The sequence below is a fragment of the Streptomyces sp. B21-105 genome, from assembly GCF_036898465.1.
GTDB lineage: Bacteria > Actinomycetota > Actinomycetes > Streptomycetales > Streptomycetaceae > Streptomyces.
Window position 1 is genome coordinate 3475449 of sequence record NZ_JARUMJ010000001.1, and the last position, 22865, is coordinate 3498313.

Genomic DNA, 22865 nt, shown 5'->3' on the forward strand with positions numbered 1-22865 from the left:
CATGGGGAGTTGCGGATACGTCTCGAACCGGGCACGGAAGACGGCCTTCGAGACCGGCGGGTGATCCTCCGGTGACCCGGGAGTTGTCAGGAGACGACGTCCTTGCGGGCGAAACCCCGGAAGGCCAGGGCGAACAGGACCAGGGCGTACGTCACGGAGACGGCGGTGCCCTGGATCATGCCGGACCACTCGGGGGTGGGCTGGACGGCGTCGGCCCAGGCGAACTGCCAGTGCGCGGGCAGGAAGTCGCGCCAGTCGCCGAGGGCGGTGACGGCGTCCAGGACGTTGCCGACGATGGTCAGGCCGACCGCGCCGCCGACCGCGCCGAGGGGGGCGTCGGTCTTCGTGGAGAGCCAGAACGCCAGCCCCGCGGTGACCAGTTGGGAGACGAAGACGTACCCGACCACGACAACAAGCCGCTGGGCGGCCGTGCCCGGGTCGAGCGCGCCGCCGGTGGGCAGCTCCAGCGACCCCCAGCCGTAGGCCGCGCTGCCGACGGCGAGGGCGACGACCGGCAGCAGGACCATCGCGGCCAGGCTGAGGCCGAGGCCGACGACGAGCTTGGACCACAGCAGGCGGGCGCGGGGCACGGGTGCGGCGAGGAGGTAGCGCAGGGAGGACCAGCCGGCCTCCGAGGCGACGGTGTCCCCGCAGAACAGGGCGACCGGGATGACGAGCAGGAAACCCGCCGACACGAACAGGTTGACCGCGGCGAAGTTGGCGCCCGAGGCGGTCGCCGTGTCCATCAGGGACACCTGGTTGTTGCGGCCGCCGGGTTCGCCGCCGATGGCGAAGGCGATGAGCAGGACGAACGGCAGGGCGGCGAGGATGCCGCCCATGACCAGCGTGCGGCGGCGCTTGAGCTGGCGGACCAGCTCGACGCGCAGCGGCAGGGTGCGGCCGGGCCGGTAGCCGGAGGCGACCTCGGTGAGCGTGCTCATGCGGAACCTCCGATCAGGGTGAGGAAGGCGTCCTCGAGGCGGCGGTGCGGGCCGACGGAGGTCACCGGCACGTCGAGCCGGACGAGTTCGGCGATCAGGTGCCGGGCGGTGCCGTCGGCGTCCAGGCGGATCAGCAGGCCGTCGTCGGCGGGGAGCGCGGAGGCCACGCCGGGCAGCGCGGCGATCTTCTCGACGATCGGCTCGTCCACGGGGACGGCGGTGCCGACGAGGAGGGTGTCGCCGGAGCCGATGATCTCGGCGACCGGACCGGCCTGGACGAGCCGGCCGCGGTCCATGACCACGAGGTGGGTGCAGGACTGCTCGACCTCCGCCAGGAGGTGGCTGGAGACGATCACCGTGCGGCCGGCCGCCGCGTAGCGGATCATCACCTCGCGCATCTCGCGGATCTGCGGCGGGTCGAGGCCGTTGGTCGGCTCGTCGAGGATGAGCAGGTCGGGCAGGCCGAGCATGGCCTGGGCGATGGCCAGGCGCTGGCGCATGCCCTGGGAGTAGGTGCGCACCGCGCGGGCGAGGGCGTCGCCGAGGCCGGCGATCTCCAGGGCCTCGTCGAGGTGGGCGTCCTCGGCCGGGCGGCCGGTGGCCCGCCAGTACAGCTCGAGGTTCTCCCGGCCGGTCAGGTGCGGCAGGAAGCCGGCGCCCTCGACGAAGGAGCCGACGCGGGAGAGGACGGGGGCGCCCGGGCGGACGGCGTGGCCGAAGACTCGGATCTCGCCGCCGTCGGGCGTGATCAGGCCCATCAGCATGCGCAGGGTCGTCGTCTTGCCGGCGCCGTTCGGGCCGAGCAGTCCGAGGACCTGGCCCTTATCGACCTGGAAGGACAGCTCGCGGACGCTGTAGCGGTCGCCGTTCGCGTACTTCTTGCTCAGGTCGGTGATCCGTAGCGGGACGTCGGCGAGCGCCGGGTCAGGGGCGGGGGTGGCGGTGCGGCGGCGGGCCGTCAGCAGCAGGGCGAGCGCGAGTGCCGCGCCGGTGAGGGGCAGCCACCAGACCCAGGACGGGAGCGGGGCGGCGGCGGTCGTCACGGCCGGGGCGGTGGGGACCTTCAGCTCGCCCTTCATCGACACGGTGTACGTCGCCGGGTTCATCGGGGAGGCGTAGCCGAGGTCGGTGGAGGCGAGGACCAGGCGCAGCCGGTGGCCCTCCTCTACCTTGTGGTCGATCGCCGGGAGGGTGATCGTGACGTCCTTGCCGGCCTTGGCGCCGTCGACGCGGACCGGGGCGACGAGCTGGGAGGGCAGCACCTGGCTGCCGCCGCCGCCGACGTCGTAGACCTTGGCGAAGAGGACGGCGGTGTCGGTCGTCGACTTCACGTGGACGGTGACCGTCGGGGAGCCGGTGACCCGCAGGTCGTCGGCGAGCGGCGCGGAGTCGAAGGCGGCGTACTGGCCGGGGAAGTCGAGGGAGACGCCGACGCCGAGGGCGGACAGCTGGGAGAGGCCGCCGCCGCCCAGTCCGGGCAAGGCCGAGACGGCGGGCGGGGTGGCGCCGGGCGGGTTGGTGAACGACTGCTCGGTGCGACGGCCGGTCAGCGGGAACGAGCGGTCGCCGCTGGTCAGGCCCGGGTAGGCGGTCGCGCTCGCGCCCCGCAGCTGGGCGGCGCCGTCGGTGGAGTCGACGCCTCCGGTGCGGGTGACGCGGAAGGCCGGGCCGGTGTCGGCGGACTTGTCGTCCTTGAGGTAGCGGTCGAACCAGGAGGCGACGCGGGCCTCGACGCGGGAGGTCTCCCGGTCGCCGCCGTCGTGGCCGCCGGCGATCCAGTCGACGTCGACGGGCGCGCCGTTGGCGCGGATCGCCTTCTCGGCGGCGTCCGACTGGGCGAGGGTGAAGAGGGAGTCGGTCTGGCCCTGGAGGAGGAGGGTGGGGACCTTGATGCGGCCGGCGACGGCGGACGGCGAGCGCTGTTCGAGCAGGGCGCGTGCGGCGGCGTCCGGGGCGCCGGACTCGGCGACCCGCTCGTACATCGCGGCCAGCGCCGGTTCGAAGCGGGCGGAGCCGCCGCCGGTGTTGAAGAAGACGCCGGCCCACAGCTTCTTGAACACGCCGTCGGGGAACAGGGCGTCCGCGAGGTTCCAGTAGGTGATCGCGGGGGCGATGGCGTCGACGCGGTCGTCGTACCCGGCGGCGAGCAGGGAGATCGCGCCGCCGTAGGAGGCGCCGGCCACGCCCACGCGCGGGTCGCCGGGCTTGTCGAGCCGGACCTCGGGCCGCTTCGCGAGCCAGTCGATCAGCTTGGAGGCGTCGGCGACCTCGCCCTTCGGGTCGTTGAGCCCGATCCGGCCGGTGGACTTGCCGAAGCCGCGCGCGGACCAGGTGAGGACCGCGTACCCGTCGCGGGCGAGCTGCTCGGCCTGCTGCCGTACGTCGTCCTTGCTGCCGCCGAAGCCGTGCGCGAGGAGGACGGCGGGACGGCGGCCGGCGGCGCCGGAGGTGAAGTACGAGGTGTCCAGGCGTACGCCGTCCACGGCCATGACCCGGTCGGTCTGGTGCACCGCGGGCGTGTCGTCGTCGGCGACGGCCGTCCAGGTACCGGCGCCGGCGAGTACGACCACGGCGGCCACGGCGGCGAGGAGCCGTCGCGGCCGCCGTGGTCCTCGCAGACCGGGCAGTCGAAGATCCATGCTTCAACCGTACGGGGTCAACCTGTCGTGGACTTGTCGACCGCAGACCGAACCCGGGGACCTCCCCGAGGCGTACACGGCCGTCGCCGCATACCGCGGACGCGGTACACGCGGCACCCGCGGGGCGCGACGCTTGCGGGGCACGACGCTTGCGGGCGCGACGCTTGCGTGGAGGGGTGCGCCGGGTTCCGGCCAGAAAGTGAGGCGACGTCCGGCATGAGGTCGTGTCAGTGTGACCCATTAGGGTCGGGGTCACAGACGAAGCACAGGGGTGGGGACTCATGAAGGCGAAGTACGCGGGGGCTTGGACGGCGGTCACGGTGGCGGCCCTGGTCACGACGGCCGGGTGCGGCAGCGAGGGCGTCAAGGACGCGGCCAAGGCCGTGGACGGCACGGACGCGATCATGGCGGCGCTCGGCCGGGCGACCGACCGCACCGAGAAGCTCGGTTCGGCGGAGGTGAAGATGACCACCTCCATGGGCTCGGGCGCTCCGGTCGCGATGGAGGGCACCTACTCCTGGGGCGACGGCTACGCGTTCGACGTACTGATGGACACCGCGGCCGCGCAGATGCAGCAGCTGCAGGACGCTCCGAAGATGCGCATGCTCTTCGTGGACGGCGCGTACTACTACGACGTCGATCCGCAGGCCTCCGGCCCGCTCAAGGGCAAGGAGTGGATGAAGATCGACGGTTCGGCGGTCTTCGGCCAGCAGGGCGCGCAGGCGCTCAGCGGCAGCAACGGCAGCCCGTCGGCGTCCATGAAGGGCCTGAAGTACGCGGACGACGTCGAGAACCTCGGTTCGGAGAAGATCAACGGCAAGTCCGCCACGCACTACCGGGCCGTCATCGACCAGGCCGGGATGGGCAAGTTCAAGAAGGCGTACGGCGACAAGGACAATCTCTTCGGCTCGCTCACCGGCGGCGCCACCTCGATCACCATGGAGGTGTGGGTCGGCGACAAGGATCTGCCGGTCCGCATGATCCAGGAGATCGGCACCATGAAGGTCACCATGGACTTCGAGAAGTTCGGCCAGACGGCCCCCGTCAAGGCGCCGCCCGCCGCGCAGACCGGCGACCTCACCGAGATGGTCAAGGAGGCCGGCGGCGGCACCGGCACCACCGCCGGCTGACGCGCAGGCGACACCGGCTGACGCGTACGCCGCACGGCTGACGCACGGCGACGCCCTGCCTCCCGGACGGGGCAGGGCGTCGTCGTTCGTGGGGGGTGGTCGAGGTCAGGGTCAGTGGTTGCGAGGGAAGCCCAGGTCCACGCCGGCCGGGGCGTCGGCCGGGTCGGGCCAGCGGGTGGTGACGACCTTGCCGCGGGTGTAGAAGTGCGTGCCGTCGTTGCCGTAGATGTGGTGGTCGCCGAAGAGCGAGTCCTTCCAGCCGCCGAAGCTGTGGTAGCCGACGGGGACCGGGATCGGGACGTTCACGCCGACCATGCCGGCTTCGACCTCCAGCTGGAAGCGACGGGCCGCGCCGCCGTCCCGGGTGAAGATCGCGGTGCCGTTGCCGAACGGCGAGGCGTTGATGAGGGCGATGCCCTCGTCGTAGGTGTCGACGCGCAGCACGGTCAGCACCGGGCCGAAGATCTCGTCCTGGTAGGCCTTCGCGGTGGTCGGCACCTTGTCGAGGAGGGAGATGCCGATCCAGTGGCCGTCCTCGAAGCCGTCGACGGTGTAGCCGGTGCCGTCGAGGACGACCTCGGCGCCCTCGGCCGCCGCGCCCGTCACGTACGACGCCACCTTGTCGCGGTGGACGGCCGTGATGAGCGGGCCCATCTCGCTCGTCGGGTCGTTGCCGGGACCGATCTTGATCTTCTCGGCGCGCTCGCGGATCTTCTCCACCAGCTCGTCGCCGATCGCGCCGACGGCGACGACCGCGGAGATGGCCATGCACCGCTCGCCCGCCGAGCCGTACGCGGCGGAGACGGCGGCGTCGGCGGCGGCGTCCAGGTCCGCGTCGGGCAGGACCAGCATGTGGTTCTTCGCGCCGCCCAGCGCCTGGACGCGCTTGCCGTTCGCGGAGGCGGTGGTGTGGATGTAGCGGGCGATCGGCGTCGAGCCGACGAAGGACACGGCCTTGACGTCCGGGTGCTCCAGGAGACGGTCCACGGCCACCTTGTCGCCCTGCACGACGTTGAACACGCCGTCCGGGAGGCCGGCCTCGGACAGCAGCTCGGCGATCTTCAGCGAGGCCGACGGGTCCTTCTCGGACGGCTTCAGCACGAACGTGTTGCCGCAGGCGATCGCGATCGGGAACATCCACATCGGGACCATCGCCGGGAAGTTGAACGGCGTGATGCCCGCGACGACGCCGAGGGGCTGGCGGATCGACGCGACGTCCACCCGGCTGGCCACCTCGGTGGACAGCTCGCCCTTCAGCTGCACGGTGATCCCGCAGGCCAGGTCCACGATCTCCAGGCCGCGCGCGACCTCGCCGAGCGCGTCGCTGTGCACCTTGCCGTGCTCGGCGGTGATCAGCTCGGCGATCGCGTCCCGGTTCGCGTCGAGCAGCGCCCGGAACGCGAACAGGATGGTGCTCCGCTTGGCCAGCGAGGAGGTGCCCCAGGTGGCGTAGGCGTCCTTCGCGGCCGCGACCGCGGAGTCGACCTCGTCCACCGAGGCGAACGCGACCTTCGTGGTGACGGCGCCGGTCGCCGGGTCGGTGACCGGCCCGTACGAACCCGACGCGCCTTCGACGGTCTTGCCGCCGATCCAGTGGTTGACGATCTTCGTCATGACCGAGTGCTCCTTCACAGATGGCGGCGTCGGGTAGAGACGTGCCGTTCGTACAGCTCACGTGCCTTCACCGCGGACGCGCGCGTCGCGGTCTCGGCCACAGGTACATCCCACCAGGCCTGCGCGGGCGGCGGCCCCGACACAGTGTCGGCCGTTTCGGTCTCGACGTAGACACATGTGGGAGTGTCGGCGCGGCGCGCCTCGGCGAGGGCTTCGCGCAGTTCGCGGACCGTCTTCGCGCGCAGCACCCGCATGCCGAGGCTGGCCACGTTGGCGGCCAGGTCCACGGGCAGCGGGGCGCCGGTGAACGTGCCGTCGTCCGCGGTGTAGCGGTAGGCGGTGCCGAAGCGCTCGCCGCCCACCGACTCCGAGAGGCCGCCGATCGAGGCGTAGCCGTGGTTCTGCACGAGCAGGATCTTGATCGCGATCCCCTCCTGCACGGCCGTCACGATCTCCGTCGGCATCATCAGGTACGTGCCGTCGCCGACCAGCGCCCAGACGTTGCGCTCCGGGGCGGCCAGCTTCACGCCGATCGCGGCCGGGATCTCGTACCCCATGCAGGAGTAGCCGTACTCCAGGTGGTACTGGTCGCGGGACCGCGTCCGCCACAGTTTGTGCAGGTCGCCGGGGAGCGAACCGGCCGCGTTGATGATCACGTCGGACTCGTCGACGAGGGCGTCCAGCGCTCCGAGCACCTGCGGCTGCGTCGGGCGGACGTCGGGCTCGTCGGCCTCGTAGCAGGCGTCGACGCGCTGCTCCCAGCGTTCCTTGTCCTCGGAGTACGCGCAGACGTAGGCGTCCGCGACCCGGTGCCCGTGCGGACGCAGCGCCTCGGTCAGCTCGCCGAGGCCGCTGCGGGCGTCCGCCACGAGGGGCAGGCCGGCGAGCTTGTGGCCGTCGAAGGAGGCGATGTTGAGGTTGAGGAAGCGGACGCCGTCGCCCGCGAACAGGGTGTTGGAGGCGGTGGTGAAGTCGGTGTAGCGGGTGCCCACGCCGATGATCAGGTCCGCCGTGCGGGCCAGTTCGTCGGCGGTCGCGGTGCCCGTGTGGCCGACGCCGCCCACGTCCTGCGGGTGGTCGTGGCGCAGCGAGCCCTTGCCGGCCTGGGTGGAGGCGACCGGGATGCCGGTGGCCTCGGCGAACTCGGCGAGGGCCTCCTCGGCGCGGCTGTGGTGGACGCCGCCGCCCGCGATGACCAGGGGGCGTTCGGCCGACCTGATCGCCCGTACGGCCTCGGCGAGTTCGACGGGGTCGGCGCCCTGACGGCGGACCGTCCAGACGCGCTCGGCGAAGAACTCCTCGGGCCAGTCGTAGGCCTCGGCCTGGACGTCCTGCGGCAGGGCGAGGGTGACCGCGCCGGTCTCCACCGGGTCGGTGAGGACGCGCATCGCCTGCAGCGCCGCCGGGATCAGCGCCTCCGGGCGGGTGATCCGGTCGAAGTACTTCGACACCGGGCGCAGGCAGTCGTTGACCGACACGTCGCCCGCGTAGGGGACTTCGAGCTGCTGGAGCACCGGGTCGGCGACCCGGGTGGCGAAGACGTCGCCGGGCAGCAGCAGGACCGGCAGCCGGTTGACGGTGGCGAGGGCGGCGCCGGTGACCAGGTTGGTCGCGCCGGGGCCGATCGACGTCGTCACCGCGTGGGTGGACAGCCGGTTCGACTGGCGGGCGTAGCCGACGGCCGCGTGGACCATCGACTGCTCGTTGCGGCCCTGGTGGAACGGCATGTCGTCGGCGTACTCGACCAGCGCCTGGCCGAGGCCCGCGACGTTGCCGTGGCCGAAGATGCCCCAGGTCGCGCCGATCAGCCGCTGCCGTACGCCGTCGCGCTCGGTGTACTGGGCGGCGAGGAAGCGCACCAGCGCCTGGGCGACCGTCAGCCGCGTCGTCGAGGTCTGCGCCGCCGAGGTCTGCGCCGTCATCGGTAACCCCCTGTGCTCTCTACGTGGTCCGGGTGGAAGCAGATCCGCCACTCCCGGGTCTGCCCCGGTCCCGCCATGACGTTCAGGTAGTACATGGCGTGCCCCGGCTGGGCGATCGCCGGTCCGTGCCAGCCGTCGGGGACGAGCACGGCGTCGCCGGAGCGCACCTCGGCGAGGACGTCGGCGCCGCCCTCGCGAGAGGGGGACACCCGCTGGTAGCCGAAGCCGTTCGGGCCGTCGATCTCGAAGTAGTAGATCTCCTCGAGTTCGGCCTCCTCGCCCGGCCGGTGCTCGTCGTGCTTGTGCGGCGGGTACGAGGACCAGTTGCCGCCGGGTGTGACGACCTCGACGGCGATCAGCTTGTCGCAGTCGAAGGCGTCGGCGGAGGCGAAGTTGCGCACCAGACGGGCGCAGTTGCCGCTGCCGCGCTCTTCGACGGGGACCTCCGGCGCGGGGCCGTAGCGGGCGGGGAGTCGTCGCTCGCACTTCGCTCCTGCCAGGGCGAAGCGGCCTCCCGCGCCGGAGGCGATCTGGACCCGGGCGTCCCGGGGAACGTACGCGAAGTCGGAGACCGACGCGAACACCGTTTCCCGGCCCAGGAGTTGGAACTCTTCTTGATCTGTGCGCACGGTACATGCGCCTTCGAGGGGCAGCACGATCCATTCGCTGTCACCCGTGTCGAAGACGTGCCCGCCGCCCGGCTCCAGCTCGACGACCCGCAGGCTGCAGTAGCCCCAGCCCGCTCGTGCGGGATCGATGTCGAGCGCGTAGTCGGCGTGCGCGGTGGTCCCGCGCGCGAGGTACAGGTCCTGGCTCATGCGGTCCTCACAGCAGTCCTACGGCGGTGTCCACGGCGGCGGCGACGTCCCCGTCCGCCGGGTACAGCAGCGAACGTCCGACCACCAGGCCCTGGACGGTGGGCAGTTGCAGGGCCCCGCGCCACTTCTCGTACGCGCCGTCCTGGTCGTCGCCCACCTCGCCGCCCAGCAGGACGGCGGGCAACGTGGACGTCTGCATGACCTCGGCCATGTCGTCGGGGTTTTCGGTGACGGGCACCTTCAGCCAGGTGTAGGCCGAGGTGCCGCCCAGCCCGGAGGCGATGGCGATGGACCGGGTGACGGCCTCCGCGGAGAGGTCGTTGCCGAGCCTGCCGTCGGGGCCGCGCCGGCTGATGAACGGCTCTACGAAGAGGGGGAGTCCGCGGGCGGCCATGTCGTCGACGGCACGGGCGGTGGTCTCGAGCGTGGTGAGGGAGCCCGGGTCGTCGTAGCCGAGGCGCAGCAGCAGTTTGCCGGCGTCGAAGTTGAGCCGCTCGATGTCCTCGGCGCGGTGGCCGGTGAAGCGGTCGTCGAGCTCGAAGGAGGCGCCCTGGAGGCCGCCGCGGTTCATGGAGCCCATGACGACCTTGCCGTCGAGGGCGCCGAGCAGCAGCAGGTCGTCCAGGATGTCGGCGGTCGCGAGGACGCCGTCCACGCCGGGGCGCGACAGGGCGAGGCAGAGGCGTTCCAGCAGGTCGGCGCGGTTGGCCATGGCCAGCCTGCGCCCGCCGACGCCGAGCGCGCCGCGGGCCGGGTGGTCGGCGGCGACGATCATCAGCCGGCCGGAGTCGCCCAGCAGCGGCCTGCGGGTGCGGCGGGCGGCGGCCTCGGCGATCGCCTCGGGGCGGTGGCTTCGCAGCCGGACGAGTTCGGAGACGTCGACGGTGGTCACAGGACGGCTCCCGCCTCGATCGCCGCGGCCACTTCGTCCGACGTCGGCATCGCCGAGGAGCACTCCAGCCGGGAGGCGACGATGGCGCCGGCGGCGTTGGCGTGCCGCATGGTCTTCTCCAGGTCCCAGCCCGCGAGGAGGCCGTGGCAGAGGGAGCCGCCGAAGGCGTCGCCGGCTCCGAGGCCGTTGAGGACGTTCACCGGCAGCGGCGGGACCTCGGCGGACGCGCCCGTGCGGTCGACGGCGAGAACGCCCTTGGGGCCCTGCTTGACGACGGCGAGCTCGACGCCGGCGTCCAGCAGCGCCTGCGCGGCGGCCCGGGGCTCGCGCACGCCGGTCGCCACCTCCACCTCGTCGAGGTTGCCGACGGCGACGGTGGCGTGCTTCAGGGCCTCGGCGTAGAACGGGCGGGCGGCGTCGGGGTCGCTCCAGAACATCGGGCGCCAGTCGAGGTCGAACACCGTGATGCCGGCCTTGTCACGGTGGGCGAGGGCGGCGAGGGTCGCGGTGCGGCTGGGCTCCTCGCTCAGGCCGGTGCCGGTGACCCAGAAGACGCGGGCCTCGCGGACGGCGTCGAGGTCGAGCTCGTGGGCGGCGATCTCGAGGTCCGGCGCCTTGGGCTGCCGGTAGAAGTACAGCGGGAAGTCGTCCGGCGGGAAGACCTCGCAGAAGGTGACGGGCGTCGGCAGGCCGGGCACCGGAGTCACCCAGCGGTCGTCGACGCCGAAGCCGCGCAGGGCCTCGTGCAGAAAGACGCCGAAGGGGTCGTCGCCGGTGCGCGAGATCACCGCCGTGGACCGGCCGAGCCGGGCCGCGGCGACCGCCACGTTGGTCGCCGATCCGCCCAGGAACTTCCCGAAGGACGTGACCTGCGGGAGCGGGACGCCCGTCTGCAACGGATAGAGGTCCACCCCTATCCGCCCCATGGTGATCAGGTCGTACGCCATCGACTTCCCTTCGTGTCGGTCGTCTCCGTGAGTAGCCTCCGCGAGTCGCGGGTCGCCTCCGAGAGTCGTCCCCGTGACGCCGCTCGTGGCATGTTCTCGGCACACGTCCCGTATCGGCTCTCAGGCTTTGTAGCCCCGCACGGCGGGCCCTGTCAATGTTTTGTCCAGACATTCGGACCAGGCCTTGACACCCCTTCGGTGAGACCGCACTCTGGCGGCCATGACGTCGTTGTCACCTCAGTCCTCACTTTCCCGCATCCGGATCGGATCGGCCCCCGACAGCTGGGGCGTCTGGTTCCCGGACGATCCCGCCCAGGTCCCGTGGCAGCGTTTCCTCGACGAGGTGGCGCAGTCCGGCTACGAGTGGATCGAGCTCGGCCCCTACGGGTACCTGCCGACCGACCCCGCAGTCCTCACCGAGGAGACGTCGAAGCGCGGCCTGAAGGTCTCGGCGGGCACGGTCTTCACCGGCCTGCACCACGGCGAGGCCGTGTGGGAGAAGACCTGGGCGCACGTCGCCGACAACGCGGTGCTCGCGCAGGCGATGGGGGCGCGGCACCTGGTGGTCATCCCGTCCTTCTGGCGGGACGACAAGACCGGCGAGGTGCTGGAGTCCGACACGCTCACGCCCGAGCAGTGGCGCAACCTGACCTCGCTGACCGAGCGGCTGGGCAAGGAGGTGCGGGAGCGGTACGGCCTGCAGATCGTCGTCCACCCGCACGCCGACACCCACGTCGACAGCGAGGAGAACGTCGCCCGGTTCCTGGACGGCACCGACTCCGACCTGGTGTCACTGTGCCTGGACACCGGCCACTACGCCTACTGCGGCGGCGACAGCGTCAAGCTGATCGAGACGTACGGGGAGCGCATCGGCTACCTGCACCTCAAGCAGGTCGACCCGGAGATCCTGGCAGACGTACGCGCCAAGGGGACCCCGTTCGGGCCGGCCGTGGCGCAGGGCGTCATGTGCGAGCCGCCCGCCGGCGTGCCGGCGCTGGGGCCCGTGCTGGAGGCGGCGCAGAAGCTGGACGTGGACCTGTTCGCGATCGTCGAGCAGGACATGTACCCCTGCGCACCGGACACCCCGCTGCCGATCGCCCAGCGCACGCGGGCGTTCCTGCGGAGCTGCGGCGCCTGAGGTGGTGCGGCGTGTGACGAGCTGCGGCGCCTGCGGAGGTAGGCGGGTCCGCCGGGCGGCCCGCCGGGCCCCGTCCCGCCCACTTTGATCCGGCCCCGATCCTCTCTGATCCGACCCCGGCCGGATCGGGGCGGATCGGGGCGGATCACGGCGGGCCTGCGGCAACCCTGGCGGTGCCACGCGCGCTGGAGCAACATAAGCGCCCATGGCTGCACGGATGGTACGCGCCCGGTCCGAGCAAGGGCCGGGCGGCTCCTGGGAGTTCGTGACCGCGCTTCCTCATCCACGGCTGCGGCCGGGGGTGATGAGCTACCGCGGGATCCGGCTCGTGATGCCCCGGCCCCGGCGGCGGCTCGAAGCGCCCATCGGGGCCTCCACCCTGCTGCTGGGCTTCGACGAGCCGGTGCGGATCTGGCGAGCGGGGCAGGCGCCCGACACCCTCGTCTCCGTGTACTGCGGGCCCACGACCACGCCCGCCGTCGGGGAGCACTGCGGACGGTTCTCGGGCATCGAGGTGCTGTTGACCCCGTGGGCCGCGTTCGCCCTGTTCGGCACCCCGCAGCACGAGCTCGTCAACCGCACGGTGGATCCGGACGAGCTGCCGCACACCCTCGGCTCACCCCTCGGCGAACTCACCGCCGCCCTCGCCGCGTTGCCGTGCTGGGAGCGGCGGTTCGCGCTGCTCGACGACACGTTCGACCGCTGGCGGCGGGCGGCCGCGCCGGGATCGGAGCGGGTCGCGCGGGCATGGTCGCTGCTGGTGCGCACGGACGGCGCGCTGCCGGTCCCCCGGCTGGCCGAGGAGGTCGGCTGGAGCGTACGGCAGCTGGAGAGCCGTTTCCGTGAGCAGATCGGGCTGGGCCCGAAGGCGGCGGCCCGCGTGCTGCGGCTGCAACGGGCCCGACGGCTGCTCGCCGAGGGGCGGAGCGCGGCGGAGACGGCGGCCCTGTGCGGCTTCTACGACCAGGCCCATCTCAGCGGCGAGTTCAAGGCGATGACGGGCTGCACGCCGAAGCAGTTCGCGCAGGCCAGGCGGTTGCCGGAACCGGCGTCACCGGCTGCGGACCGGCTGAGCGGCGAGGCGACCAGCCTGCTGCTGCCGGCACCGGCCGGTGATTGGTCCGGACCGGGTGCGCATTTTTCCAAGACCGGGCGCATTGGCTGAATACAGGCTGGGGTCCTGCCAGTTGGATCCGGTCGTTCCGGTCGACCCGGCCGATCAGGCGCATGCGGTGCTCCGGCCCATGCGGTGGATCCGGCCCGGTCCGGCGGACGGGGACGTACCGGGGGGATGGCGGGGAACGGGGTCGGGCCGGGCCTGTCGCAGCGGGCCCGGCCCGTCTCCCGTCGAACCGGGCCCGGCCCGTCTCCCATCGCCCACACGCACCCTCCCCCGGCCGCACCCGCGGGTGCTTTCTCGCGGATCCCACCGGACCCCACCGGAGACCCCCACCCACACCACTGGACACCACGCGCGACTTTGCATCGCTCGTGTCACAAACACCCCCTTCCCGTCACACATGTCGCGTATACGCGGACCTTGTGTCACACACCGTCAACAGCCGCGCCCGCCAGGTAACCGCACCGCGCTCACGGGGCACAGGCCCGTTGATCGTCAGCGCAGCGCCGGGCTCCCCCGGGCGGCCTCCCGGCCGCCGCCCCGCGCGCGTGGAGAAGGGGCGGCTCATGACCGACCGAAGGCTCTGGTCCTACAAGGAGATCGCGGCGCACATCAGGGTGCAGCCGGACACCGTCCGGTCCTACCGCAAACACGGACTGCTGCCGTCGCCCGACCGCGTCGAGGGCGGCAAGCCCTACTGGTACGCCGACACCGTCCACGCCTGGGTCGCCTCCCGCCCGAGCAACCGCGGCCGCAGGCCGGACTGACCGACCGCCACTGACCGACCGCCACTGACCGACCGCCGCTGACCGACCCGCCGGGGGTGACCCCGGCGCCGCCCTGTGCCCCACCCCTGACGTGGGGCACATGACAGCGACCCGGTCTCAGGTCCACGGCTCGACGACGGTCATCCCCGCGCCCGGGCTCGCCCCCAAGGCCGCCAGCGCCGCCGGGGCGGCGTCGAGCGTGATCGTGGACGTCACCAGCAGGTCGGGGCGCAGCACGCCCGCCCTGACCAGCTCCAGCATCTCCGGGTAGGCGTGCGCCGCCATGCCGTGGCTGCCCAGGATCTCCAGCTCCAGGGCGACGGCGCGGGCCAGCGGCACCGACGTCATGCCGTCGGCGGAGGGCAGCAGTCCGACCTGGACATGACGGCCCCGGCGGCGCAGGCCGTTGACCGAGGCGGCGCAGACGGCCGGGGAGCCGAGGGCGTCGAGGGAGAGGTGCGCGCCGCCGCCGGTCAGCTCACGGACCGCCTCGGCCGTGTCCGGCACCCGGGACGCGTCCACGCACTCCGCCGCGCCGAACGCCCGCGCGAGATCCAGGGCCTGCGGCGAGACGTCCACCGCCACCACGTGCGCCCCGCTCGCCCCCGCGATCATCACGGCTGAGAGGCCCACCCCACCGCAGCCGTGCACCGCCACCCACTCCCCGGCCGCGACCCGGCCCTGCTGCACGACCGCCCGGAACGCGGTGGCGAACCGGCAGCCGAGGGAGGCGGCCGTCGCGTACGACAGGTCGTCGGGGAGCACGACCAGGTTGACGTCGGCATGGTCCAGGGCCACGTACTGGGCGTAGGAGCCCCAGTGCGTGAAGCCGGGCTGGGTCTGGCGCTCGCACACCTGGTGATGGCCGGCCGCGCAGGAGGGGCAGCTGCCGCAGCCGCACACGAAGGGGACGGTGACCCGGTCGCCGGGCCGTCGTCGGGTGACCAGCTCGCCGACCTGCTCCACGACGCCCGCGAGTTCGTGCCCCGGCACGTGCGGCAGGGCGATGTCCGGGTCGTGCCCCATCCATCCGTGCCAGTCGCTGCGGCACAGACCGGTGGCCTCCACCCGCACGACCACCCCATGAGGGGCGGGCCGGGGGTCGGGCACCTCACGCACCTCGGCCGGTTCGCCGTACCGCTCGAAGACCACCGCTCGCATCCGCGCTCCCGTCGCCGCTCTCGCCGTAGATCTCGCCGTAGATCTCGCCGTCTCGTCTGCGGTACATCGTCGCCGGTGGACCGCTCGGCGAGAACACGGGTACGGGCCGGACCCGCGGCGCGTCGACCCTCCCCTTTGGTTAATACCCCCTAGGGGTATACTCTCGACAACGGCAGGCCCAGCGACGCCGCCCGCCCCAGCCGCCTCTACGAGGAGAACGACATGACCGCTGCAACCGACACCCCTGGCTCCGTGACCGCCGTCTACCAGGTGAGCGGCATGAGCTGCGGCCACTGCGAGGGCGCCGTCTCCGGCGAGCTCTCGGAGCTCGCCGGCGTCACCTCGGTGAAGGCCGTCGCCTCGACCGGCGAGGTCACGGTCGTCTCCGCCGCCCCGCTCGACGAGGAGGCCGTGCGCGCCGCGGTCGACGAGGCCGGCTTCGAGCTGACCGGCCGGGTCTGAGCCGACCGCCGGGTCAGCACAGGCCCGCCCGGCCCGAGCAGGACCGCCCGGCCCGAGCAGCACCGCCGGGTCCGAGCCGACGCTTCCCCATCCCGAGGCATTCACCGGGCCGTGCCGACCAGCTGATACTGGTTCCGTACGGCCCGGTCCGTTTTCTGGAGTACGGACATGACCAGCACCGCCACCTCCGCCGCCGAGTCCGCGACAGCCGCTCCCCCTTCCGAGGTCGAGCTGCTGATCGGCGGGATGACCTGCGCCTCCTGCGCGGCACGGGTGGAGAAGAAGCTCAACCGCATGGACGGCGTGACCGCCACGGTCAACTACGCGACCGCGAAGGCGCGGGCCAGTTATCCGGCCGGCGTCGAGGTCGCCGACCTGATCGCGACCGTCGTGAAGACCGGTTACACGGCCGAGGAACCCGCGCCCGAGCCCGCCCAGCAGGAGGCCGACGACGCCCCGCGGGACCCCGAGCTGACGGACCTGCGCCACCGTCTCCTCGTCAGCGCCCTGCTCGCCGCGCCTGTCGTGCTGCTCGCGATGGTCCCGTCCCTGCAGTTCGACAACTGGCAGTGGCTCTCGCTGACGCTCGCCGCCCCGGTGGTGGTCTGGGGCGGCGCACCGCTGCACCGGGCGGCCTGGACGAACCTGCGGCACGGCGCGGCCACCATGGACACCCTGGTCTCCGTCGGCACGCTGGCCGCGCTCGGCTGGTCGCTGTGGGCGCTGTTCTTCGGCGACGCGGGGATGCCCGGCATGCGGCACCCCTTCGAGCTCACCGTCTCCCGCACCGACGGCGCCTCGACGATCTATCTCGAGGTCGCCGCCGGCGTCACCGCCTTCATCCTGCTCGGCCGCTATCTCGAGGCCCGCTCCAAGCGGCGCGCGGGAGCGGCTCTGCGGGCGCTGATGGAGCTGGGCGCGAAGGACGTCGCCGTGCTGCGGGACGGGCGCGAGGTGCGGATCCCCGTCGACCGGCTGGCGGTCGGGGACCGGTTCGTGGTGCGGCCCGGCGAGAAGGTCGCCACCGACGGGACGGTCGTACAGGGCACGTCCGCCGTGGACGCCTCCATGCTGACCGGTGAGTCCGTGCCGGTGGACGTCACGCCGGGCGACGCCGTCACCGGGGCCACCGTGAACGCGGGCGGCCGGCTGGTCGTCGAGGCGACCCGGATCGGCGCGGACACCCGGCTCGCCCGTATGGCGCGGCTGGTGGAGGAGGCGCAGAACGGGAAGGCCGAGGTGCAGCGGCTGGCCGACCGGATCTCCGGCGTGTTCGTGCCGGCGGTGCTGCTGCTCGCGCTCGCCTGCTTCGGTGGCTGGCTCGTGGCGACGGGCGACACGGTCGCCGCGTTCACGGCGGCCGTCGCCGTGCTGATCATCGCCTGCCCGTGTGCGCTCGGGCTCGCCACGCCCACCGCGCTCATGGTGGGCACCGGGCGTGGCGCGCAGCTCGGCATCCTCATCAGGGGCCCGGAGGTCCTGGAGTCCACGCGCCGCGTCGACACCGTCGTCCTCGACAAGACCGGCACCGTCACCACCGGACGGATGACCCTTCAGGACGTCGTCGTCGCCGACGGCGTGGACGAGCGGCTGCTGCTGCGGCTCGCGGGCGCCCTGGAGCACGCCTCGGAGCACCCGGTCGCCCGGGCGGTGGCCGCGGGCGCCGAGGAGCGGGTCGGCGGGCTGCCGGCGGCCGAACGGTTCGAGAACGTGCCCGGCCGGGGCGTGCGCGGGCTGGTGGAGGGCCGCGAGGTGGCCGTGGGACGCCTGTTCGCGTCCCTGCCCGAGGAGTTGGCGCGCGCCAGGGACGAGGCCGAGCGGGGCGGTATGACGGCCGTCGTCGCCGGGTGGGACGGCGTGGCGCGCGGGGTGCTCGCGGTCGCCGACACGGTCAAGGAGACGAGCGCGGAGGCGGTGCGGGAGCTGCGGGCGCTGGGGCTCACGCCGGTGCTGCTGACCGGGGACAACCGAAGGGTCGCGGAGGCGGTCGCGGAGGCCGTCGGAATCGACCGGGTCGTCGCCGAGGTGCTGCCGGAGGACAAGGTCGACGTCGTGCGGCGGCTGCAGGGCGAGGGTCGAGTCGTCGCCATGGTCGGGGACGGGGTCAACGACGCGGCCGCGCTCGCCACCGCCGACCTGGGACTGGCCATGGGGACGGGCACCGACGCGGCGATCGAGGCGAGCGACCTGACGCTGGTGCGCGGCGACCTGCGGGTGGCCGCGGACGCGATCCGGCTGTCCCGGCGGACCCTCGCCACGATCAAGGGGAACCTGGTGTGGGCCTTCGGCTACAACGTGGCGGCGCTGCCGCTGGCCGCGGCGGGACTGCTGAACCCGATGATCGCGGGGGCGGCGATGGCGTTCTCGTCGCTGTTCGTCGTCACCAACAGCCTGCGGCTGCGCGCCTTCAAGTGAGGACGGACCGTACCGCCGAGTAGGACCAGGCCTTTCGACGAGAACCCTGGAGTCCTGCGCGTACCTCACATAAGCTCTTCACAAGGCTCGCGCATCATCCTTACGCTTGGGCCCCGATCGCCGTATCCGGTCTCTTGCGCATCTAACGGACATATGCAAGAGACACAGATCACAGTGATGTGAAGGTAACCATCGAAGGGGTTCGAAGGTCTAAGTTGACGATGTCAGGAAGCGTCTTGGGGGGCGTGCCCTGACGTCTGAGGATGTCTTGGGGGACTTCCTCAGCGATGCGTTGCCGGGGCACGCACACCGGGAAGCTTTGAGCGGCCCTCCCAGCGTGCGTTGTCCCGGCAGGCCGCACACTGCGGTGGTAGGGCAGTTCTGCTCGTTCTGCTCACCCGCAGGCACAACAACCGCATACCGTAAGGAAAAACAGCGAATTCAGGCGCTGTCCTCACAACGCCCGGCCGGATCCCGTGGGGGGAATCCGCACCGGGACATGGGAAGGCGCCCTGGTCGTCGGCCCGTGGGGGGACTGGCGCCGGGGCGCCTTCCGTATGCCCGCACACGGAAAGCCCGCGAGCCGGGTCGGCTGAGCCCGCGGGTCGTCGGCCGACGACCCGGTCGGCAGGAGAAGGACGTGGAGCTCCCGTCCCGGCAGCGGTCCGCCAAGACCGCGTGAAGACCGACGACGGCGGCGTCAAGAAGGCGCGAAGATTCGGGCGGCACGGGGACGGGCGCGTTGGCTGCCGCTTGTGTCGATACCGTTCAAGCGGCTGATCGTGGGCCGCCCCCTGAGTAGTGACCGTCTGGGCGAGCAGATGCTGCCCAAACGGATCGCCCTGCCCGTCTTCGCCAGTGACCCCTTGTCGTCGGTGGCGTACGCGACGCAGGAGATCCTGCTGGTGCTGACGCTGGGCGGGCTGGCCTATCTGCACCTGGCGCCGTGGGTGGCGGCCGCAGTGGTGGTGCTGCTGACGGTCGTGGTGCTGTCCTACCGGCAGGTGGTGCAGGCCTATCCCTCCGGTGGAGGCTCCTACGAGGTGGCCTCGCGCAACCTCGGCCCGTGGGCCGGGCTGGTCGTGGCCTCGGCCCTGCTGGTGGACTACGTGATGACGGTTGCCGTGTCGGTGGCGGCCGGGGTGGACAACATCATCTCCGCGGTGCCCGCGCTGGATGCCTACCGGGTCATGGTGAACCTGGGCTTCGTCGTGCTGCTGACCGCGATGAACCTGCGCGGCGTCCGCGAGTCGGGCCGGCTGTTCGCGGTGCCGACATACCTGTTCGTCGTGGGCGTGCTGGCGATGATCGTCATCGGACTGCTCCAGTCGGCGTTCGGTCACGCGCCGGTGGCCGAGAGCGCCGGCTGGCAGGTCCGGGCGGAGCCGGGGCACGTGGGGCTGACCGGAACGGCACTGATGCTGCTGGCGCTGCGGGCGTTCTCCTCCGGCTGCACGGCGCTGACCGGAGCGGAGGCCATCTCCAACGGAGTACCGGCGTTCAAGCCCCCCAAGTCACGCAACGCGGCCACCACCATGGCAGTGATGGGCGGGCTGTCGATCATCATGTTCGCCGGCATCACCGCGCTGGCCGTGATCAGCCGCGTTCACTACGTGGACGACGCCTGCCAACTGGTCGGCTTCCCCGGGAACTGCGCGACCGGAACCCAGCGCACGGTGATCGCGCAGATCGCCGCGGCGGTGTTCGGCGGCACGCATTCGGTGATGTTCTTCTACATCCAGGCCGCCACCGCGCTGATCCTGATCCTGGCGGCCAACACCGCCTTCAACGGCTTCCCGCTGCTGGCGGCGATCCTGGCCGAGCACCGCTACCTGCCCCGGCAGCTCCACACCCGCGGGGACCGGCTGGCGTTCTCCAACGGCATCGTCATCCTGGCCATGGTCGCCGGCGTCCTGATCTATGCCTTCGACGGGTCGGTGACCCGTCTGATCCAGCTCTACATCCTCGGCGTGTTCACCTCCTTCACCCTCTCCCAGGCCGCCATGGTCCGGCACTGGAACCGGGAGCTGGCCCGATCGGCCGATCCTGTGCGGCGTCCACGCATCCACCGCTCCCGGGTGATCAACGCGGTGGGAGCCTGCCTGACCGCGCTCGTGCTGGTAGTGGTCCTGGTCACCAAGTTCAGCCACGGCGCCTATCTCGTGGTGATCGCCATGCCGGTGCTGTACGCGATGATGCGCGGCATCCGCCGCCATTACGACCGGGTGGCCCGCGAGCTGAGGCCGCAGCCGGGCGGCATGGTGCTGCCCAGCCGTATCCACGCGGTGGTGCTGGTCTCCCGGCTGCACCTTCCCACCCTGCGGGCGCTGGGCTATGCCCGCGCCACCCGCCCGGACACCCTCACCGCGCTGACCGTCGAGATCAGCGAGGAGGAGGAGCGGACACTGCGCGCGGAGTGGGAGGAGCGGGAGATCCCGGTGCCGCTGACGGTGATCGCCTCCCCGTACCGCGACATCACCGGATCGGTCCTGGGGCACATCGCCCGCCTGCACGAGGAGCACCCGCAGGACCTCATCGCCGTCTACATCCCCGAGTATGTGGTCGGCCACTGGTGGGAGCATCTGCTGCACAACCAGTCGGCGCTGCGGTTCAAGGCCCGGCTGCTGTTCCAGCGCGGGGTGATGGTCACCAGCGTGCCGTGGCAGCTGGACTCCAGCGACCGCTTGACCGAAGGACAGCCGGGTCCCGCCTCACCTGGCGCCGGGGCGACGGTCGGTTAGCGTTCGATCATGGAGAGGCGGGATCCGACACACCACGGTGAACGGCGCCGCACGAGTACGGGCCGCAGGCTGGCCACGGCCGGCGCCGTCGCGGCGAGCCTGGCGGTCCTCACCGCGGCCCTGGTGCCCGTGCGGGGCTCCCTGTCGCTGGCGAGCACCGTGCTGATCTACCTCACCGCGGTGGTCCTCGTGGCCGCCACCGGCGGCCTGCGCCTGGCACTGGCCACCGCCGTGGCCTCAGACGCGCTGGTCAACTTCTTCTTCGTCCCGCCCTTCCACACCCTGAGCGTCGAGAACCGCGACCTGGTCATCACCCTGGCCGTCTACGTGGCGGTCGCCACTACCGTCAGCGTCACGGTCGACCTGGCCGCCCGGCAGCGCGCCGCCGCCGCCCGCAGCGGCGTCGAGGCCGCCCTGCTGGCCCGCATCACCGAGGCCCCTCTGGATCAACGGCCGCTCAGCGTGGTGCTGGAGCACGTCCGGGACACCTTCGGCATGACCGGCGCCGCGCTGCTGGAACGCGACGCCGACGGCGAACACCCGGTCGCCGTCGCCGGCGACCCGCCGTCGGCTGATCCGACACTGTCCGCACCGGCCGGGGAGCGCCTGCGGCTGGTGGCGGACGGCCCGGCCGTCTTCGCCGCCGACCAGCGCTTCCTCACCCTGCTGGCCACCGCCGCCGCCCGCGCGCTGCAAGCCGAACGCCTGGCCGCCCAAGCCGCCCGCGCACGGGAGTTGACCGAGATCGACAAACTGCGCGCCGCCCTCCTGGCAGCCGTCGGCCATGACCTGCGCACCCCGCTCGCCGGCATCAAAGCGTGCGTGTCCAGCCTGCGCGAGCCCGACCTGGGCCTCACCGACGCCCAGCAAGCCGAACTCCTGGCCACCGTCGACGCCTCCGCCGACAAGATGAACGACCTGGTCGAAAACCTCCTCGCGCTCAGCCGCCTGCAAGTCGGCGCCCTCAGCGTCCACCCCCGCGCCACCGCCGTGGACGAGATCACAGCCGCCGCCCTCCTGCACACCCAGCCACCTCCCGGACGCGCCGTCGACGTCGACGTCCCCGACGACCTGCCGCCTGCCTGGGCTGATCCCGGCCTGCTGGAACGCGTCATCGCCAACCTGGTCGCCAACGCCCTCGACGCCGGACCACCCGGCCGACCCGTGCACGTGCACGCCCGCCAGGAAGGAAACGTGATTCGCCTGCAGATCACCGACCACGGCCCCGGTGTCCTCGCCGACCAGCGAGAACTCATGTTCACGCCCTTCCAGCGACTGAACGACCACACCACCCGTCACGGTCTCGGCCTGGGCCTGGCCATCGCCCGCGGCTTCACCGAAGCCATGAACGGCACGCTCACTCCCACCGACACCCCCGGCGGCGGCCTGACCATGACCCTCACCCTCCCCACAGCACCATGACCCGCATCCTCATCGTCGACGACGACCCCCACCTGCTGCGCGCCCTGACCATCGCCCTTACCGCCCGCGGCTACCGGACCAACGCCGCCCCCGACGCCACCACCGCCCTGCGGGCCGCCGCCTCCGCCGCCCCCGACCTGGCCGTCATCGACCTCGGCCTGCCCGACCTCGACGGCATCAACATCGTCGAAAGCCTCCGCGGCTGGTCCACCGCCCCGATCATCGTCCTGTCCGCCCGCCACGACGAGACCGCCAAGATCAACGCCCTGGACGCCGGCGCCGACGACTACGTCACCAAACCTTTCGGCATGGGCGAACTCCTCGCCCGGATCCGTGCCGCCCTACGCCGCGCCACCCCCGCCGACGAACAGCCCGTGATCACCACAGCGGCCTTCAGCGTCGACCTGGCCGCCAAGCGCGTCACCACCGCAGCCGGCGAGATCCGGCTCACCCCCACCGAATGGCACCTGCTGGAGATCCTCGTCCGCCACCCCGGGCTCCTGGTCACCCAACGCCAACTCCTCCATGAGGTCTGGGGGCCCCGCTACGAGAAGGAGACCAACTACCTGCGCGTGCACCTCGCCAACCTCCGCCGCAAACTCGAACCGGAGCCCTCCCGGCCCCGCTACCTCATCACCGAACCCGGCATCGGCTACCGCTTCACCCCCGAAGCCCCCGCCTGACTCCGCGATCGCCGCCCCCGGACGGCGGAACCTGAGGGTCGACTTCACCTCGT

The 22865-nt window shown here is 72.2% G+C and carries 17 protein-coding genes; 9 read left to right on the top strand and 8 right to left on the bottom strand.

Annotation, left to right across the window (positions count from 1 at the left end; all coding sequences use genetic code 11):
* Positions 1 to 86: 86 nt before the first annotated feature.
* Both QA802_RS15630 and QA802_RS15635 read right to left on the bottom strand, forming a co-directional pair.
* Positions 87 to 941: an ABC transporter permease gene (locus tag QA802_RS15630; protein WP_334522642.1), complete on the bottom strand. Its 855-nt coding sequence runs from the start codon at positions 939 to 941 to the stop codon at positions 87 to 89.
* The gene (locus tag QA802_RS15635) at positions 938 to 3580 is read right to left on the bottom strand and encodes an alpha/beta fold hydrolase (RefSeq protein WP_334522644.1); all 2643 of its coding nucleotides are present in this window, start codon (positions 3578 to 3580) and stop codon (positions 938 to 940) included. The genes QA802_RS15630 and QA802_RS15635 overlap by 4 nt, the downstream gene beginning before the upstream one ends.
* A gap of 281 nt (positions 3581 to 3861) precedes the next feature.
* Here QA802_RS15635 and QA802_RS15640 point away from each other — a divergent pair, with 281 nt between their 5' ends.
* On the top strand, positions 3862 to 4710 hold the full coding sequence (locus tag QA802_RS15640) for an SCO4651 family lipoprotein (RefSeq protein WP_334522645.1): 849 nt from the start codon (positions 3862 to 3864) through the stop codon (positions 4708 to 4710).
* Positions 4711 to 4821: 111 nt separating this feature from the next.
* Here QA802_RS15640 and mmsA read toward each other — a convergent pair whose 3' ends face one another.
* From mmsA to iolC, 5 genes are read right to left on the bottom strand one after another with little or no spacing between them, the layout of a single operon-like run.
* Positions 4822 to 6324: a CoA-acylating methylmalonate-semialdehyde dehydrogenase gene (mmsA, locus tag QA802_RS15645; RefSeq protein WP_334522647.1), complete on the bottom strand. Its 1503-nt coding sequence runs from the start codon at positions 6322 to 6324 to the stop codon at positions 4822 to 4824.
* 14 nt (positions 6325 to 6338) lie between these two features.
* Positions 6339 to 8246: a 3D-(3,5/4)-trihydroxycyclohexane-1,2-dione acylhydrolase (decyclizing) gene (gene iolD / locus QA802_RS15650; protein WP_334522649.1), complete on the bottom strand. Its 1908-nt coding sequence runs from the start codon at positions 8244 to 8246 to the stop codon at positions 6339 to 6341.
* Entirely contained in the window at positions 8243 to 9064 is an 822-nt protein-coding gene (gene iolB, locus QA802_RS15655) for a 5-deoxy-glucuronate isomerase (RefSeq protein WP_334522651.1), read from the bottom strand. Before iolB ends, iolD begins: the two co-directional genes overlap by 4 nt.
* A 7-nt stretch (positions 9065 to 9071) precedes the next feature.
* Positions 9072 to 9956, bottom strand: a complete 885-nt coding sequence (locus QA802_RS15660) for a Cgl0159 family (beta/alpha)8-fold protein (protein WP_334522653.1) — start codon at positions 9954 to 9956, stop codon at positions 9072 to 9074.
* A complete protein-coding gene (gene iolC / locus QA802_RS15665; RefSeq protein WP_334522655.1) occupies positions 9953 to 10903 on the bottom strand; it encodes a 5-dehydro-2-deoxygluconokinase in 951 nt (316 codons plus the stop codon). The genes QA802_RS15660 and iolC overlap by 4 nt, the downstream gene beginning before the upstream one ends.
* 220 nt (positions 10904 to 11123) lie before the next feature.
* Between iolC and QA802_RS15670 the strand changes: the two genes are divergently transcribed.
* The 3 genes from QA802_RS15670 to QA802_RS15680 all read left to right on the top strand — a co-directional run bounded on the left by QA802_RS15670 (position 11124) and on the right by QA802_RS15680 (position 13928).
* On the top strand, positions 11124 to 12041 hold the full coding sequence (locus QA802_RS15670; protein ID WP_334522657.1) for a sugar phosphate isomerase/epimerase family protein: 918 nt from the start codon (positions 11124 to 11126) through the stop codon (positions 12039 to 12041).
* Positions 12042 to 12372: 331 nt separating this feature from the next.
* Positions 12373 to 13206, top strand: a complete 834-nt coding sequence (locus QA802_RS15675) for a helix-turn-helix domain-containing protein (protein ID WP_334534667.1) — start codon at positions 12373 to 12375, stop codon at positions 13204 to 13206.
* 521 nt (positions 13207 to 13727) lie between these two features.
* Complete coding sequence (locus tag QA802_RS15680) at positions 13728 to 13928, top strand: helix-turn-helix transcriptional regulator (protein ID WP_334522659.1); 201 nt, start codon at positions 13728 to 13730, stop codon at positions 13926 to 13928.
* A gap of 117 nt (positions 13929 to 14045) precedes the next feature.
* Here QA802_RS15680 and QA802_RS15685 read toward each other — a convergent pair whose 3' ends face one another.
* A complete protein-coding gene (locus tag QA802_RS15685) occupies positions 14046 to 15089 on the bottom strand; it encodes a zinc-dependent alcohol dehydrogenase family protein (RefSeq protein WP_334522661.1) in 1044 nt (347 codons plus the stop codon).
* A 222-nt stretch (positions 15090 to 15311) separates the two neighbouring features.
* Between QA802_RS15685 and QA802_RS15690 the strand changes: the two genes are divergently transcribed.
* From QA802_RS15690 to QA802_RS15710, 5 genes are all read left to right on the top strand, one after another.
* Positions 15312 to 15551 (top strand): heavy-metal-associated domain-containing protein, encoded by a 240-nt coding sequence (locus tag QA802_RS15690; RefSeq protein WP_334522663.1) that lies wholly within the window; start codon positions 15312 to 15314, stop codon positions 15549 to 15551.
* Between the two features lie 168 nt (positions 15552 to 15719).
* Entirely contained in the window at positions 15720 to 17966 is a 2247-nt protein-coding gene (locus QA802_RS15695; RefSeq protein WP_334522665.1) for a heavy metal translocating P-type ATPase, read from the top strand.
* Positions 17967 to 18721: 755 nt separating this feature from the next.
* The gene (locus tag QA802_RS15700) at positions 18722 to 20707 is read left to right on the top strand and encodes an APC family permease (protein WP_443042121.1); all 1986 of its coding nucleotides are present in this window, start codon (positions 18722 to 18724) and stop codon (positions 20705 to 20707) included.
* A 9-nt stretch (positions 20708 to 20716) separates the two neighbouring features.
* Positions 20717 to 22129, top strand: coding sequence for a sensor histidine kinase (locus QA802_RS15705; RefSeq protein WP_334522667.1), 1413 nt, complete (start codon positions 20717 to 20719; stop codon positions 22127 to 22129).
* Positions 22126 to 22812 carry a response regulator gene (locus QA802_RS15710; protein ID WP_319172006.1) on the top strand — a complete coding sequence of 229 codons (687 nt, stop codon included), beginning with the start codon at positions 22126 to 22128 and terminating at the stop codon, positions 22810 to 22812. The genes QA802_RS15705 and QA802_RS15710 overlap by 4 nt, the downstream gene beginning before the upstream one ends.
* Positions 22813 to 22865 lie beyond the last annotated feature (53 nt).

Bases quoted from the DNA above. Each gene is read 5' to 3' on its own strand.
- QA802_RS15680 (WP_334522659.1), top strand. From the start codon at position 13,728: ATGACCGACCGAAGGCTCTGGTCCTACAAGGAGATCGCGGCGCACATC.
- QA802_RS15705 (WP_334522667.1), top strand. From the start codon at position 20,717: ATGGAGAGGCGGGATCCGACACACCACGGTGAACGGCGCCGCACGAGT.
- iolD (WP_334522649.1), bottom strand. From the start codon at position 8,246: ATGACGGCGCAGACCTCGGCGGCGCAGACCTCGACGACGCGGCTGACG.
- QA802_RS15670 (WP_334522657.1), top strand. From the start codon at position 11,124: ATGACGTCGTTGTCACCTCAGTCCTCACTTTCCCGCATCCGGATCGGA.
- QA802_RS15630 (WP_334522642.1), bottom strand. From the start codon at position 941: ATGAGCACGCTCACCGAGGTCGCCTCCGGCTACCGGCCCGGCCGCACC.
- QA802_RS15690 (WP_334522663.1), top strand. From the start codon at position 15,312: ATGACCGCTGCAACCGACACCCCTGGCTCCGTGACCGCCGTCTACCAG.
- QA802_RS15685 (WP_334522661.1), bottom strand. From the start codon at position 15,089: ATGCGAGCGGTGGTCTTCGAGCGGTACGGCGAACCGGCCGAGGTGCGT.
- QA802_RS15695 (WP_334522665.1), top strand. From the start codon at position 15,720: ATGACCAGCACCGCCACCTCCGCCGCCGAGTCCGCGACAGCCGCTCCC.
- QA802_RS15675 (WP_334534667.1), top strand. From the start codon at position 12,373: ATGCCCCGGCCCCGGCGGCGGCTCGAAGCGCCCATCGGGGCCTCCACC.
- QA802_RS15635 (WP_334522644.1), bottom strand. From the start codon at position 3,580: ATGGATCTTCGACTGCCCGGTCTGCGAGGACCACGGCGGCCGCGACGG.
- QA802_RS15640 (WP_334522645.1), top strand. From the start codon at position 3,862: ATGAAGGCGAAGTACGCGGGGGCTTGGACGGCGGTCACGGTGGCGGCC.
- iolB (WP_334522651.1), bottom strand. From the start codon at position 9,064: ATGAGCCAGGACCTGTACCTCGCGCGCGGGACCACCGCGCACGCCGAC.
- QA802_RS15710 (WP_319172006.1), top strand. From the start codon at position 22,126: ATGACCCGCATCCTCATCGTCGACGACGACCCCCACCTGCTGCGCGCC.
- iolC (WP_334522655.1), bottom strand. From the start codon at position 10,903: ATGGCGTACGACCTGATCACCATGGGGCGGATAGGGGTGGACCTCTAT.
- mmsA (WP_334522647.1), bottom strand. From the start codon at position 6,324: ATGACGAAGATCGTCAACCACTGGATCGGCGGCAAGACCGTCGAAGGC.